Raw genomic sequence first — 13,741 nt, forward strand, 5'->3', positions numbered from 1 at the left:
CTGCCAATCCATGAATCAAGATCAATTGGACCGCATCGACCGCAACATCGTGGCCGCGCTGTCGCGCGACGGCCGCCTGTCGATGGCGGAACTGGCGGCAAAGGTCGACCTATCGAAAACCCCGGTGCAGGCGCGGGTGCGACGTCTCGAAAACGCCGGCTTCATCCGCGGCTATTCGGCTGTCATCGACCGCGAGCGCATGGGCGAAGGCCATGTCGCCTTCGTGCAGGTCACGCTGTCCGATACCCGTTCCGCCGCGCTCGACGCCTTCAACCGCGCTGTCCAGGGCGTGCCCGAGATCGAGCAGTGTCACATGATGGCGGCGAGTTTCGACTACCTGCTGAAGGTGCGCACCAAGGACATAGCCGCCTACCGCCGCGTTCTCGGCGAGCGCATTTCCGCGTTGCCGCATGTCTCGCAGACTTCGACCTTCGTCGCGATGGAGACGGTGAAGGACCGTTAAGCCGCTACTCCGCCAGCGTCTTCAGGAACGCGACGAGCGCGGCTTGCTCCCGTTCCGACAGACCGAGCGGATGCAGTTCCGACGTGCCCCGCGGGCTTGCCGGCGCGGTGTTGTAATGGTCCACGACATCATCCGGCGTCGCGATCTGGCCGGAATGCATGTAGGGCGGGCGGGTGGCGGCGCCGCGCAGCGACGGCGTCTTGTAGGCGCGCTTTAGCGCATCCCCGGACTTGACCATGAAGCGCAACTCGCCGCAGGCCTCCTCGCCGCCGTCGCGAAATGCGCCAAGGCAGTTGAACGGGTCGACGGCGACCTGGGCAACAGCCGTCTCGCGACCGCGATCCTCCGGCAGGCCCTTCGCCTCCGGTATCCCTGTGTTGTGGAAATGGTCGTCGGTGAAGCGCGGACCGTTGTGGCACGTCACGCAATTGGCCTTGCCGATGAACAGCTTAAGCCCGTGCATTTCCTCATCGGATAAAGCCGCCTCGCCTTCCGGATCGCGCCCGGCCGCCACCGCATCGACGAAGCGGTCGAAACGCGTCGGCTCATGCACGATCGACCGTTCAAAAGCCGCGATCGCCTTGCCGAGATTGGCAAACACCCGGTCGACCGAAGCGCGCTGCTCTCCGCTCATTCCGTTCCAGGCCGCCTTTTCGGCCTCGGTTCCCAGCGGTCCTGCATTCTTCGGCAATCCGGAAAGATCCGGCAAAGGCCCGAAAATCCGTTCGTAACGGTCGCCGAATTCCTTTCTGATGAAGTGCGCGTAGGCGGTGCGGTTGCCGGCGTGTTCCCGCGCGTCCTCCAGCGGCCCGAGCGCCTGCGCCCAAAGGCTGTCCTTGCGCCCGTCCCAGAAGAACCAGGGGCTTCGCGCGACCCCGGCCAGCGGCATGGTGCGCCGGTTGGTGGTCGCGACGCCAACGGCGAGCGGCCGGCCGTCCTGGAACTGGCGATCGATCATATGGCAGGTCGCGCAGGACACATTGCCGTCCCGGCTGAGCCGCTGCTCGAAGAACAGCGTCGCTCCGAAGGCCGCCGCAGCCGGCAAGCCGGCATAGCGGTTTGTCGGATCAGGCGGCAGCGGCGGAAGCTCCGAAAGCGACAGCGAGCCGATCATCGCCTTTTCGGCTTCGGTGAAGTCGGGCTCGCCGCAGCCGCCGAGCGTCAGGGCTGCGGTCAGCCCAAGCGCAAATGTTGCCCGGCTGCGCATTGCCCGCTCACAGCGTCAGGTTGAAGACGGCTTCGTCGGCGCCGGCTGGCGACGAAATGGCGAAGCGCAAGACCCACCAGCCGCCCATGTTGAACTTCACGCCCTCGACGCGGTAGCGGCCCTCGCCGAGATGGGCGGTTGCCTGCGGGCTGGTTGGCAGGCCGTGATTGTGGTCCGGCATGCCGCCATCCACCGCGATGCTGGCATCTTCCACCGGCGTCCCGTCCGGCTTTTTGACGGTCAGCACCCATGAATGCAGTTCGCCCTGCCTGAACGACCCGGCTTCCGGTTCGACCGAGGCGAGGAAAACACCCTTTTCCGTGGCCTTCGAACGCGAGAGATCGAGGTCGGCGGGAGGAGCCGACGAACCGTGCATGGCCATCATGCCGCCGGCCGCGATCACAGCAACCACAAGAGCAGCGATGACATAGCGCCAGATCGAAGCCAAATCAGCCTCCATTGCGATTCCGAGCGAGCGTCGCAGGGTAGTCGCTCCGACGTGGAACGAAAAGCCGCAACGCACCATTCCGCCTGACGAAAGAGGCAGTGGCAAGTCTGCTTTCTACCGGCTAAGAAGCGAGCGGCGGCAGCGAAGGAGATATTGCATGGCGCATGGCATTGCGGCGGTCGGCGAGTGCATGATCGAACTGTCGAGCCAGGGCAGCAGCCTGTGGCGGATGGGCTATGCCGGCGACACGTTCAACACGCTCTGGGCCGTGCGCGCGCTGATGCCGGGCTATCATGTCGACTACGTCTCGGCCTTCGGAGACGATCCGTTTTCCAACGGCCAGATAGAATTCTTCAAGTCCCACGACATCGGCATCGCAAACAGCCCGATCCTGCCTGGAGCGCGGCCCGGCCTCTACGCGATCACGCTTACCGGGGCGGAGCGGGCGTTTACCTACTGGCGCAGCGATGCCGCCGCACGCCGGCTCGCAGACGATCCCGCCGAATTGGCGAAAAGCCTTGAAAACCGGGAGCTTATCTACTTTTCCGGAATCACTTTGGCAATTCTGGCGCAGCCCGCGCGGCGCGCCTTTCTGGAAGCCGTCGGCAAGGCGCGCGAGCATGGCGCCCACATCGCCTTCGATCCAAACTACCGGCCGAAGCTGTGGCCGGATATTTCCGCAGCGCGCGAGGCGATCGGTGAGGCGCTGGCTGTCGCCGATATAGCCCTTCCGACATTCCCTGACGAAGAGATGCTGTTCGGCGATCAGTCCATGGAGGCGACGGCAAGGCGGATAGAGCATGCCGGCCCCGCCGAGGTTGTCGTCAAGAACGGCGAGCAGCCGGCGCTGATCCTGCACTACGGCGACACGTTCGAATCGCCCGCCATTCACGTCGCGAACCCGGTCGACACGACTGGCGCTGGGGACAGTTTCAACGGCGCTTATCTCGCGGCCCGTCTGCTGGGCCATCCGCCGGCCGAGGCCGCCAAGCGCGCGCACCGCGTTGCGGCGACGGTGGTTCAGGTGCGCGGCGCGCTTGCGCCATTCGAACTGTTGAAGATGGCCTTCGACAGGTAGGGAATTTCCGCCGGTCAGACCTGCCTGAAACGATATTCGGTCGTTTGGCGATAGGTTTCGCCGGGCAGCAGCATCGCTTGCGGAAAATACGGCCGGTTGGGCGAATCCGGCCAGGTCTGCGGCTCCAGGCAAAAGCCCGAAAACTGCTGATAACCCAGGCCATCAAGCCCTTCCACGTCGGGCTTCAGGTGCTGTCCGATATAGAATTGCAGGCCGGGTTCGGTCGACCAGACTTCCATTTCGACGCCGGATGTTGCGCCCTGGACCCATGCCGCCTGCCTGAGCGGACCGCGCGCCGCCGCGAGGCAGAAATTGTGATCGTACTCCAGTTGCTCGCCCTCGCTTTCCATGCGGATCGCTCGCGCCATCCGGAAATCGAACGGCGTCGCATCCACAGGCCGGACCACCCCGGTCGGGATCAAGGAATCGTCGACCGGAAGATAGGCCGAGGCATTCACCGACATCCTATGGTCGAGAATGTCGCCGCTACCGCCGTCGTCGAGATTGAAGTAGGAGTGATGCGCGAGATTGCACAAGGTGGGCGCGTCCGACGTCGCGGTGAGTTCGATCGACAGCACGCCGGGATTCCGGAGCCTGTAGGTGCAGCGGACATCGACCGCGCCGGGAAATCCCATCGCACCGTCGGGATCGTGCAGGGAAAGTGTGACGAAGTCCGCGCCCGCTTCCGCGAACTCCCATACGCGCCTGAAATAGCCGTTCGAACCACCGTGCAACCCGTGCCTTTCGGGATGCTCGGCATCGATCTGGCAGCGCTTGCCGGCAATGGTGAAACGCCCGTCGCGGATGCGGTTGGCATGGCGGCCCACCATCGCCCCGAAATATGGCGAAAGCGCCGGGTAGTCTTCGAACCGCTCGAAGCCGAGCACCAGCGGCGCATCGTGGCCGGCGAGCCGCAGATCCTGCACCACCGCGCCCCAGCCCAGAATCTTGGCCGACAAGCCGCCGCCGGCGATCGAAATCCGCCGCACGGCTTCGCCCTCACCCGTCGTCCCGAAGACTTCGCCGTCCGCCATTGCGCCCACCCGTCGGATTGCGTTGAAGTCCAGCCTCAGAGGCCCAGGCCGCCGATGCACACATATTTGGTGTCGAGATAATCCTCGATGCCTTGGTGCCCGCCTTCCTTGCCGAGGCCGGACTCCTTGACGCCACCGAACGGCGCCTCGACCGTGGTGATGAGGCCCTCGTTGATGCCGACCATGCCATATCTCAGGCCTTCCATGACGCGGAAAGCCCGGCCGAGATCGCCGGTGTAGAAATAGCAGGCGAGGCCGAATTCGGTGTCGTTGGCGAGCCGGACGGCCTCTTCCTCGGTCTCGAACTTGAAGACAGGCGCGACCGGTCCGAAAATTTCTTCCTTCATGAAGCGCATCTTCGGCGTCGCATCGGAGATCACCGTCGGCTCAAAGAACGAGCCGCCCAGCGCATGCCGCTTGCCGCCGGCGACGACCTTGCCGCCATGCGACTTGGCGTCGTCGATGAATTCCTCGACCTTGACGACAGCCCTGTCGTCGATCAGCGGGCCTTGGGTTGTGCCTTCTTCGAGGCCGGGGCCGACTTTCAGCTTGGCCGTCGCTGCGGCGAGCTTCTGCACGAACGCGTCATAAATGCCGGCCTGCACGAAGAAGCGGTTGGTGCAGACGCAGGTCTGGCCCGAATTGCGGTACTTGGCGATGATGGAGCCTTCCACTGCGCGGTCGATATCGGCGTCGTCGAAGACGATGAACGGCGCATTGCCGCCAAGCTCCATCGACACTTTCTTGACGGTCGAGGCCGCCTTCTGAATGAGCACCTTGCCGACCTCTGTCGAGCCGGTGAAGGTGATCTTCTGCACCAGCGGATTGGCGCAGATCTCGTCGCCGATCTCGGCGGCAGAGCCGGTGACGATGTTGACGACGCCCTTGGGAAAGCCGACCTCTTCGGCAAGCGCACCCCAGGCGAGGCCTGAATACGGCGTCTGCGAGGCAGGCTTGACGACAGCGGTGCAGCCGGCGGCCAGCGCCGGGCCGATCTTCCGGGCCAGCATGGATGACGGGAAATTCCACGGCGTGATCGCAGCTATGACGCCGACGGGCTGCTTGATGGTGATGATGCGGCGGTCGGCCCATGGCGACGGAACGACATCGCCATAGGTGCGGCGGCCCTCTTCGGCGAACCAGAGGATGTAAGCGGCCGAGATCGCGACTTCCCCCTTGGCCTCGAACAGGGCTTTGCCCTGCTCCATGGTCAGCAGTTCGGCCAGCAGATCCTGGTTGTCCATGATCGCGTCGTGAAGTTTGCGCAGCAATTTCGAGCGTTCCAGCGCCGAGGTCTTGCTCCAGCCCTGGAAGGCGGCGTCGGCCGCCTCGATGGCGCGGCGGGTTTCGGCGGCGCCGGATTTTGGCACGGTCCCAATCTTCTGGTTGTTGGCCGGATTGATCACATCGATCGTCGCGCCGGAATCGGCCTGAACCCATTGGCCGCCGATGAGGTTGGCCTGGCGCATGTAATGGCTGGTTTTCTGTAGCATTTGTCGCCTCTCGTCAGCGCTGTGGCGCTGTTCTGGAATTCCTGGACGAATGGCGATCTTATCGACCGACCGCCGCTTCGGGGACGACCTTACGCCGCCCGGGCTACCGGGCAATCTCTTACTCCAGCGTGCGCTTCTGGATCAATCGCAATGATCGGCCGCCTTGTGGTCCAGAGCGGAGGGTAACTATCCGAAAACAGCCTGCGCGACGGTCAGCCAGAAAGCCGTGGTTACGACGGCGCAGGCTGTCGCGATCGTCAACTGGTTGGAGGCCAGCCCCTGCCCCGTGCCGAACTGCATCGCGATGAGGTAGGAATTGACGCCGGACGGCAGCGCCGCGGCGGCGACCGCCACCTTGGCCGACAGCGGCGGCAGGCCGAGCAGCAATGCCATCCCCAGCGCAACGGCGGGCATCAGCAAAAGCTTGAGCGCGGTGAGCGCAAGCGCCGGCCTGATATTGCCGGAGAGCCCGAATTTGCGCAGCCCGAAGCCCATGGCGAAAAGCGCGACGGGCCCGGCGATGTCGGCGAGTGCATCGACCAGCCGGGCAGCGAGCCCGGGCAGCGCCAGGCCAGTCATGCGCCACAACAGACCTGCGAGAATTCCGATTACAAGCGGATTGCCGACGATCTTGTGCAGGAACTCCTTGGCGATGTGGACGGGATGGACGCCGCCGCCGCGGCCGAAGGTTTCGAACAGAATGATCGACGCCATCATCATCGCCGGCAGATGGACCGACAGGATGAGCGAAAGGATTTCGAACCCCTGTTGCCCGAAGACGCCGAGCATGAAGGGCGCGCCGAGAAGCAGAAGATTGGAGAACGACGACGCGACGCCCCCGACGACACCGGCCTGCGCTTCGCGCCCGAAAAAGCGGGTGGTTACGAGATGGCCGCAGGTCCAGACCACCGCCACCGATATGAAATAGGTCGCCCACAGCGACCAGGGCGCAGCGCCGTGGAAATCGGCGCCGACCATCGTCCGGAATATGAGCAGCGGCAGCGCGACGCCGACTGCGAACTGTGACAGCGCATCCCCGGCTTCAGCCTTGAGATAGCCGGTCAGCCCGGCGAGATAGCCGAGCGCGACGAGCGCGAAGACGAAGAGCACGGTTTCTGTGAGCGGAGACATGCCGCCTGATATGCGAGCCGGTGGAACTGCGCAACCGCGACGACGGCGACGGCTGCCAGACTTGTCTTTCATTCAGCTTTCGCGTCCCTATATCGGAGCTACCGCAAAGGATTCTGCATGCGTCGAGCCTTCTTCGCCCTTCTATCGCTGCTGGTCTTTGTCCCGGCAGAGGCCACGGAGGCAGGCTGGGCGCTGCTGCGCGAGGGCGAGCAGGTGGTGCTGCTGCGCCATGCAATGGCGCCGGGAGCTGCCGAACCGGCACGCTTCAAGATCGAGGATTGCGGTACGCAAAGAAGGCTGTCGGATCGCGGCCAGCAGCAGGCACGCAAGATCGGCGCGCTGTTCCTGGCGCGTGCGGCGCCGACCGAGCGCGTGCTTTCGAGCCGCTACTGCCGTGCGCTCGAAACCGCCCGTCTGGCATTCAGTGATAACGATCCGGAGCCCATGGAAGCGCTCGACCTTCTGAGCACCGACGAAAAGACGGCCGCAGCGCAGAACAAGGCCGTGATCGACGAGATTCGCGCCTATTCCGGCTCAGGCAATCTCATCCTCATTACCCATCAGGAGAACATCAAGGCGCTGACCGGCGCCTCAGCCCGGGAGGGCGAGGCGATAGTCGTAAGGCCCACCGAGCAGGGCCTGGACGTTATCGGCCGCATCATTTTCAACTGAGACCTGCGGGGCACACGGAGGATAGGGTCTTTTCCTGCCGGAAAAAACCGACTAGAGAGCCGAACCAATATGCGCGGAAGTCTCCCGCCCGCAAATCGAAGGATAAACCGTGTCAACGACATTCGACAAAGTCGCAAACATCATCGCCGAAACGAGCGAGATTGACCGCGACACGATCACGCCCGACAGCCACACCATCGACGACCTCGGCATAGACAGTCTCGACTTCCTCGACATCGTCTTTGCGATCGACAAGGAATTCGGCATCAAGGTGCCGCTCGAGAAGTGGACGCAGGACGTCAATGACGGGAAGGCCTCGACGGACGAGTACTTCCTGATGAAGAACCTTTGCGCCAAGATCGACGGTCTCGTTGCGGCGAAAGCCGCTGCCTGATCTCCGGCGGGACCGAGCGCATCTGCCAGAACGGCCGCACATGAACGCCCACGACGTCGTCATCACCGGCATCGGCCTCGTTTCGTCGCTGGGCGAAGGCTCCGACGCGCATTGGAGCAAATTGACGGCTGAGCGGCCCGAACCCGTTGTCGACGACGGACGCTATTCGCCCTACGTCGTCCACCCCCTCCCCGAGATCGACTGGGGTCTTCAGATCGCCAAACGCGGCGATCAGCGCCAGATGGAAACCTGGCAGCGCCTCGGAACCTACACTGCCGGGCTGGCTCTCGATGACGCAGGCATCAAGGGCGACGACGCGCTCTGCGCGACCATGGACATGGTTGTGGCCGCCGGCGGCGGCGAGCGCGACGAGGCGGTGGATGCCGGCATTCTGGCTGCCTCCGAAAGCCGCTCCGACCGCGACGTGCTGCTCAACGAGAAACTGACGACCGAGCTTCGCCCGACGCTTTTCCTCGCGCAACTTTCCAACCTGCTCGCCGGCAATATCTCGATCGTGCACAAGGTCACCGGCTCCTCGCGCACCTTCATGGGCGAGGAAGGCGCCGGCGTTTCGGCCGTGGAAACCGCCGCAGCCCGCATCCGTTCGGGCCAGGCGACACATATACTCGTTGGCGGGGCTTTCCAGACCGAACACCCGGATATGCTTCTGGGCTATGAACTTGGCGCCTACCTGCACCGCGGGCCGTGGAAGCCGGTCTGGCAGAGACAGGGCGCGGAAGGCGGCGGCGTGATAACCGGCTCCGGCGCGGCCTTCCTGGTGCTGGAGTCACGCGAGCATGCGGTCGCGCGAGGCCGGCATATCTACGCGCAACTGGAAGCGGTCGTCTCGGGCCGCTCGCGGCGCGGAAACGGGGATTTCGAGAACTCGGTGGCCAGATTGATCGACAAGGCCGCTGCTCGCGCCGACCGCCCGCTGCTCGCAATGTCCGGCGCATCAGGCGCGCATGCCGCCACGAAGGCCGAGAAGACGGCGCTCGACAACGACAACTCGATCGCCGCGCGCGGCTTCAGCGCGTTGACCGGCCACATGAAGGAAGCGCAGTTTCCCTTCGCCGTGGCGCTCGCCGCGCTGGCGGTGGACCGTAAGGCCGGCTATCCGCCCTTCGACGCGGCTTCCGAAAAGCCGTTCGAGGGACTTCCGCAATCCGTACTGGCGACCGCGGTAGGCTATCACTATTTCGAAGGCATCGCGCTCGTCGCCGCCGACTAAAATTGCCGGAGAACCAGAATGGCTAAATACACGGACCATCTCGGCAGGCCGGTCGTGGCCGTAACCGGCATCGGCGTGGTGACGTCGCTCGGCGTCGGCAAGGCCGACAATTGGGCCGCGCTGACGGCTGGCCAATCGGGTATTCATCCGATCGTGCGCTTTCCCGTCGACCATCTGAACACCCGAATTGCCGGCACCGTGGATTATTTGGCGTCGAGTAAAAAAGGTTCCAGCGCGCTGACCTACGAACTCGCGGAAACGGCCGCACAGGAGGCGGTTGGCGAGGCGGGCGTCGACACCAGCGATTTCGACGGCCCGCTGTTTCTTGCCTCGCCGCCGGTCGAACTCGACTGGAGCGAGCGGTTCTCGCTCTACAATGCCGGCAGGGAAGGCAGCGCCGCCGACAAGCTTCTGACCGTCGCTCGCGGCCTCAATTCGCTCGACATTTTTGAGACTTCGCAATTCGGCTCGATCGCCGACCGCCTGGCCGACCGCTTCGGTACGCGCGGCCTGCCGATCACGCTCTCGACCGCCTGCGCCTCGGGCGCTACCGCAATCCAGCTCGGCGTCGAGGCGATCCGGCGCGGCGAATGCGAACGAGCCTTGTCGATCGGCGCCGACGGTTCGGCGACCGCCGAGGCGCTGATTCGCTTTTCGCTGCTTTCCGCCCTTTCGACACACAACGACATCCCCGAAAGGGCGTCGAAGCCTTTCTCCAAGGATCGCGACGGCTTCGTGCTCGCCGAAGGCTCGGCAGCGTTGGTGCTGGAATCGCTGGAAAGCGCGCTAGCACGCGGCGCGAAGGTGCTCGGCATATTGCGCGGCTGTGGCGAAAAGGCCGACGATTTCCACCGCACGCGTTCCAAGCCGGACGGGTCACCAGCCATCGCGGCGGTGAAAGCCGCGCTCGACGATGCCGGTCTGGGCGTCGACGGCATCGCCTATGTCAACGCCCACGGCACCTCGACGCCCGAAAACGACAAGATGGAGCACATGTCGCTCTCGACGGTATTCGGCGAGCGCATTCGCTCGATGCCGGTATCGTCGAACAAGTCGATGATCGGCCACACGCTCTCGGCGGCCGGCGCGATCGAAGCCGCCTTCTCGCTGATGACAATGTCCGAAAGCGTCATTCCGCCGACGATCAACTACGATAACCCCGATCCGGCGATCGATCTCGACGTGGTGCCAAACACCAAGCGCAGTGCCGAGGTGGCGACGGTGCTTTCCAATTCCTTCGGCTTCGGCGGACAGAACACCTGCCTTGTCATGGCCCGGGAACCCGTCTAGTAGCGGCCATCTAATCACAGGCACCTATGCGCGCACTGCAACTCATCGAAGACCGCAAGCTCGAAACAGTCGAGATCGCGCCGCCGCCGCCGCCAGCGCTCGGCGAAGTAACGCTGCGCATCAAGGCCGTCGCGCTCAACCACATCGACGTCTGGGGCTGGCGCGGCATGGCATTCGCCAAGCGCAAGCTGCCGCTGGTCGTCGGCGCAGAGGCCTCCGGCGAGGTCGAGGCTGTAGGGCCGGGCGTCGCCGGCCTCCTGCCGGGACAACTCGTTTCGATCTACGGCGCACGCACCTGCGGGCTCTGCCGCGCCTGCCGCGAAGGCCGCGACAACCTTTGCGACCATGTTTCGGGCGTGCACGGCTTCCATCTCGACGGCTTCGCGCAAGAGAAGATCAACCTGCCGGCGCGGCTTCTGGTCCCCGCCCCTCCCGGCGTGACCGACATCGGCGCGGCGGTTGCGCCCGTGACGTTCGGCACCGTCGAGCACATGCTGTTCGACAATGCCAGGCTTGAGCCCGGCGAGACGATCCTCGTCCAGGCCGGAGGTTCCGGCATCGGCTCGGCCGCGATCCAACTCGCCAAGAAGATAGGCTGCACCGTCATCACGACGGTCGGCTCCAACGACAAGATCGACAAGGCCAAGGCGCTCGGGGCCGACCACGTCATCAACTACCGCGAGGACCGCTTCGAAGGCGTCGTGCGCAAGCTGACCAGGAAGAAGGGTGTCGACGTGGTCTTCGAGCATGTCGGCGCCGACACCTGGGCCGGCTCGATGCTGTCGATGAAGCGCGGCGGGCGTCTGGTCACCTGCGGTTCGACCTCCGGGTCTCGACCCAGATGAACCTGATGCAACTGTTCCAGCAGCAGCTGAAAATCCTCGGTTCCTTCGGCTGCCGGATGGAGAACATGGCCAACGCCATGCAGAAGATGGCTGCCGGCATCGTCGCGCCGGTGATCGATACCGAGGTCGATTTCAGCTCGATAGACGCCGCGCTGAAGCGCATGGAAAGCCGCGATGTGTTCGGCAAGATCATCCTTCGCGTGAATTAGGTCGCCTCGTTGAACACCGTCATTTACCGTCTGGCCCGATGGCTGAAGCAGGCCAATTACTGGCTGACTGCGCAGGTCGCGCTCTTGGCCTTGCGCCTGCTGCGGCAATTGCCGGCCGACCGTGCGCTCGATTTCGCAGACCGTGCAGCGAGGCGCATCGGGCCATGGTTCGGACGCCATCACGTCGCGCTCGACAATTTGCGCAAGGCCTATCCGGAAAAAACCGAGGATGAAATTCAGACCATCGCCTCAGACATGTGGGGCAATATGGCTCGCCTCGGGGCCGAGTACATCTTTCTCGACACGCTGTTCGACTACGACGACCAGAAACCCGATGCGCCCAGCCGCATCGAGGTTGCCGGCCTCCATCACTTCAAGCGCATTGCACAGGAGGGTCGGCCGAATATCCTGTTTACCGCCCATCTTGGCAACTTCGAGCTTTTGCCGATCGCGGGTGCCGCCTACGGTATGAAGGTGACGGCGCTGTTCCGCCCTCCCAACAACCCCTACATCGCCGACTACATTCTTTCGACGCGCCGCTCCGCCATGGGCGACCTGCTTCCTTCGCGGAAGGGCTCGGCCTTCGCCCTGGCGCGGATATTGGAGGCGAACGGCACGATTGGAATTCTTGTCGACCAGAAGTTCCGCTATGGGATCAGAACGCAGTTTTTCGGCCGCGAGTGCGAAACCAGCCCGCTCCTGCCGAAGCTGGCGCGGCAATATGACTGCGACGTCTATCCGGCGCGTTGCGTGCGGCTGCCCGGCAACCGGTTCCGCCTCGAAATCGAGGAGAAGATCGAATTACCCCGCGACGGCGACGGCAAAGTAGAAGTCGTCGCGACGGCGCAACTCCTCAACGACGTGGTCGAGCGCTGGGTCCGCGAGGATCCGGGCCAGTGGATGTGGTTCCACAAGCGATGGGGGCTGATGAAGAGGGAGCGCCGGCGGCGCAGAAAAACCGCATCCTCCAGCCGGAAATAACTTCCGCCTGCTCGCGAAGATTTTATCGCCATGCCGTAACAAAAACAGATTTCACCCGTTTACTATTCGTGATCACACATATCACGAACCCACGGGGCGAGTGCATGACCGGAAATATCGAAACCAACAACAACAACAACAACAACAACAACAACAACAAACCGAGAGGCGCCAGCGCGCCCCTCTGGACCCCATGGGGCATCCAGCGTCGTTCCGAACGCGACGCACAGAAGATTGCGATCCACAGGCTGGTCAGGCAGGTCGAAGAAATCCACTTCCAGCGGCCGACGGAAGATACCGGCGCCAAGGTCGACCTCCCGAAGCGCTGAACGCGCGGGTCAACCGCCGTAATAATTCATCACCGAGTGACGAGCCTCGGCGAAAAACAGCCAGCGCTCGACCAGCACTCCAGCCGTGTGGCAGCAGGCGGCCAGCAGAGCGACCAATGCGGTGGAGCCGCTGGCTTCGGCTCCCGCCAGGAGTAGGGTCAGAAGAAGAAGCACCGGCACGCCGCCGCCAAGCACGAAGGCGATTGCTGAAAGCTTTACCGCATGCTTGCGGGCGATCTTGAAGCCCATTTCGCGGGTAAGGTAATTTTCATTTACATGCGGCCTTTCGAACAGCCTGACCCGGCCGATCGGGCCAAGCCCGGTGGCGGTTTCGGGCGTTGAAAGCGGCCGCAACGTGCGCATGCGGTGGCGCCAGAAGAGTTTTGCGATCCACGCCACGATTGTGACCGGCACCGCGAGTGCCGGCAGGAGCGCCGTCGATCCCGCACCGGCGAAGGCGAAGAAACTCGCCAGCGCGAGGCCGCCTGCCGCTGAGAACAGCAGATAGCAGAGCGGGGTCAGCGGCGTGTTCCACGCCTGCACCGATCGGAGCGAAGCGTAGATCATCGCCGTGCAATAGACTGTGACGGCGCAGAATGCCGCCCCGACCAAGCCGGGCGCTGCCAAATAGCGGCTTTCGAACAGCGACTCCCATGCCGACCAGGCGAGCGGCACGAAGGCGATCAGCGCCATCACGCCTTCACGCGACAACCAGCTCGAACGCCACTGCGACAACGCCCGCCAGGCGCGCTGCGGGTTGCCGAGATGAAGCGTGGACGACATCAATCCCGTCGCGATGAGCGCCAGCGCCAGCACATGGGCGCCCTTCGTCGCGGCCGCCGCCGGATCGAGCAGGCCGAGCCCGAGCACCGCCGCCAGGCCGTAGCCGAGGCCGGAAAGGGTTGTGAAGATGACGATAGAGAAAGCCGGGTGCAT

The 13,741-nt window shown here is 64.0% G+C and carries 14 protein-coding genes and 1 pseudogene; 9 read left to right on the forward strand and 6 right to left on the reverse strand.

What is annotated here, in order from left to right:
* Positions 1–10: 10 nt before the first annotated feature.
* On the forward strand, positions 11–463 hold the full coding sequence (locus ACG873_RS14060; protein ID WP_394892485.1) for an Lrp/AsnC family transcriptional regulator: 453 nt from the start codon (positions 11–13) through the stop codon (positions 461–463).
* 4 nt (positions 464–467) lie between these two features.
* On the opposite strand, the gene ACG873_RS14065 is transcribed toward ACG873_RS14060, so the two are convergent.
* Together ACG873_RS14065 and ACG873_RS14070 are read right to left on the reverse strand one after the other, a co-directional pair.
* A complete protein-coding gene (locus ACG873_RS14065) occupies positions 468–1,670 on the reverse strand; it encodes a cytochrome-c peroxidase (RefSeq protein ID WP_394892486.1) in 1,203 nt (400 codons plus the stop codon).
* Positions 1,671–1,677: 7 nt separating this feature from the next.
* On the reverse strand, positions 1,678–2,130 hold the full coding sequence (locus tag ACG873_RS14070) for a FixH family protein (RefSeq protein WP_394892487.1): 453 nt from the start codon (positions 2,128–2,130) through the stop codon (positions 1,678–1,680).
* A gap of 145 nt (positions 2,131–2,275) precedes the next feature.
* Between ACG873_RS14070 and ACG873_RS14075 the strand changes: the two genes are divergently transcribed.
* Positions 2,276–3,196, forward strand: coding sequence for a sugar kinase (locus tag ACG873_RS14075; protein ID WP_394892488.1), 921 nt, complete (start codon positions 2,276–2,278; stop codon positions 3,194–3,196).
* Positions 3,197–3,210: 14 nt separating this feature from the next.
* On the opposite strand, the gene ACG873_RS14080 is transcribed toward ACG873_RS14075, so the two are convergent.
* The 3 genes from ACG873_RS14080 to ACG873_RS14090 form a co-directional block, all read right to left on the reverse strand.
* Positions 3,211–4,230 carry an aldose epimerase family protein gene (locus tag ACG873_RS14080; RefSeq protein WP_394892489.1) on the reverse strand — a complete coding sequence of 340 codons (1,020 nt, stop codon included), beginning with the start codon at positions 4,228–4,230 and terminating at the stop codon, positions 3,211–3,213.
* A gap of 35 nt (positions 4,231–4,265) precedes the next feature.
* A complete protein-coding gene (locus ACG873_RS14085; protein ID WP_394892490.1) occupies positions 4,266–5,723 on the reverse strand; it encodes an NAD-dependent succinate-semialdehyde dehydrogenase in 1,458 nt (485 codons plus the stop codon).
* Positions 5,724–5,909: 186 nt separating this feature from the next.
* Positions 5,910–6,854 carry an AEC family transporter gene (locus ACG873_RS14090; RefSeq protein WP_394892491.1) on the reverse strand — a complete coding sequence of 315 codons (945 nt, stop codon included), beginning with the start codon at positions 6,852–6,854 and terminating at the stop codon, positions 5,910–5,912.
* A gap of 117 nt (positions 6,855–6,971) precedes the next feature.
* On the opposite strand from ACG873_RS14090, the gene ACG873_RS14095 reads away from it, so the two are divergent.
* The 7 genes and pseudogenes from ACG873_RS14095 (at position 6,972) to ACG873_RS14125 (ending at position 12,805) form a co-directional block, all read left to right on the forward strand.
* Positions 6,972–7,526: a histidine phosphatase family protein gene (locus ACG873_RS14095; RefSeq protein ID WP_394892492.1), complete on the forward strand. Its 555-nt coding sequence runs from the start codon at positions 6,972–6,974 to the stop codon at positions 7,524–7,526.
* Between the two features lie 109 nt (positions 7,527–7,635).
* A complete protein-coding gene (locus tag ACG873_RS14100; RefSeq protein ID WP_008836853.1) occupies positions 7,636–7,920 on the forward strand; it encodes an acyl carrier protein in 285 nt (94 codons plus the stop codon).
* A gap of 40 nt (positions 7,921–7,960) precedes the next feature.
* On the forward strand, positions 7,961–9,151 hold the full coding sequence (locus ACG873_RS14105; protein ID WP_394892493.1) for a beta-ketoacyl-ACP synthase: 1,191 nt from the start codon (positions 7,961–7,963) through the stop codon (positions 9,149–9,151).
* An 18-nt stretch (positions 9,152–9,169) separates the two neighbouring features.
* Positions 9,170–10,441: a beta-ketoacyl-ACP synthase gene (locus tag ACG873_RS14110; protein ID WP_394892495.1), complete on the forward strand. Its 1,272-nt coding sequence runs from the start codon at positions 9,170–9,172 to the stop codon at positions 10,439–10,441.
* A gap of 26 nt (positions 10,442–10,467) precedes the next feature.
* Positions 10,468–11,495: pseudogene (locus ACG873_RS14115) on the forward strand (zinc-binding dehydrogenase).
* 9 nt (positions 11,496–11,504) lie between these two features.
* A complete protein-coding gene (locus ACG873_RS14120) occupies positions 11,505–12,476 on the forward strand; it encodes a lipid A biosynthesis lauroyl acyltransferase (RefSeq protein ID WP_394892497.1) in 972 nt (323 codons plus the stop codon).
* A 104-nt stretch (positions 12,477–12,580) separates the two neighbouring features.
* Positions 12,581–12,805 carry a hypothetical protein gene (locus ACG873_RS14125; RefSeq protein WP_394892499.1) on the forward strand — a complete coding sequence of 75 codons (225 nt, stop codon included), beginning with the start codon at positions 12,581–12,583 and terminating at the stop codon, positions 12,803–12,805.
* A gap of 9 nt (positions 12,806–12,814) precedes the next feature.
* Here ACG873_RS14125 and ACG873_RS14130 read toward each other — a convergent pair whose 3' ends face one another.
* Complete coding sequence (locus ACG873_RS14130; RefSeq protein WP_394892501.1) at positions 12,815–13,741, reverse strand: dimethyl sulfoxide reductase anchor subunit family protein; 927 nt, start codon at positions 13,739–13,741, stop codon at positions 12,815–12,817.

Origin of the sequence: Allomesorhizobium aridi, assembly GCF_043769475.1 — a bacterium.
GTDB lineage: Bacteria > Pseudomonadota > Alphaproteobacteria > Rhizobiales > Rhizobiaceae > Allomesorhizobium.

Excerpts from the sequence above, each read along its gene's own strand:
- ACG873_RS14060 (WP_394892485.1), top strand. The coding sequence starts at position 11 with ATGAATCAAGATCAATTGGACCGCATCGACCGCAACATCGTGGCCGCG.
- ACG873_RS14065 (WP_394892486.1), bottom strand. The coding sequence starts at position 1,670 with ATGCGCAGCCGGGCAACATTTGCGCTTGGGCTGACCGCAGCCCTGACG.
- ACG873_RS14070 (WP_394892487.1), bottom strand. The coding sequence starts at position 2,130 with ATGGAGGCTGATTTGGCTTCGATCTGGCGCTATGTCATCGCTGCTCTT.
- ACG873_RS14075 (WP_394892488.1), top strand. The coding sequence starts at position 2,276 with ATGGCGCATGGCATTGCGGCGGTCGGCGAGTGCATGATCGAACTGTCG.
- ACG873_RS14080 (WP_394892489.1), bottom strand. The coding sequence starts at position 4,230 with ATGGCGGACGGCGAAGTCTTCGGGACGACGGGTGAGGGCGAAGCCGTG.
- ACG873_RS14085 (WP_394892490.1), bottom strand. The coding sequence starts at position 5,723 with ATGCTACAGAAAACCAGCCATTACATGCGCCAGGCCAACCTCATCGGC.
- ACG873_RS14090 (WP_394892491.1), bottom strand. The coding sequence starts at position 6,854 with ATGTCTCCGCTCACAGAAACCGTGCTCTTCGTCTTCGCGCTCGTCGCG.
- ACG873_RS14095 (WP_394892492.1), top strand. The coding sequence starts at position 6,972 with ATGCGTCGAGCCTTCTTCGCCCTTCTATCGCTGCTGGTCTTTGTCCCG.
- ACG873_RS14105 (WP_394892493.1), top strand. The coding sequence starts at position 7,961 with ATGAACGCCCACGACGTCGTCATCACCGGCATCGGCCTCGTTTCGTCG.
- ACG873_RS14110 (WP_394892495.1), top strand. The coding sequence starts at position 9,170 with ATGGCTAAATACACGGACCATCTCGGCAGGCCGGTCGTGGCCGTAACC.
- ACG873_RS14125 (WP_394892499.1), top strand. The coding sequence starts at position 12,581 with ATGACCGGAAATATCGAAACCAACAACAACAACAACAACAACAACAAC.
- ACG873_RS14130 (WP_394892501.1), bottom strand. The coding sequence starts at position 13,741 with ATGCACCCGGCTTTCTCTATCGTCATCTTCACAACCCTTTCCGGCCTC.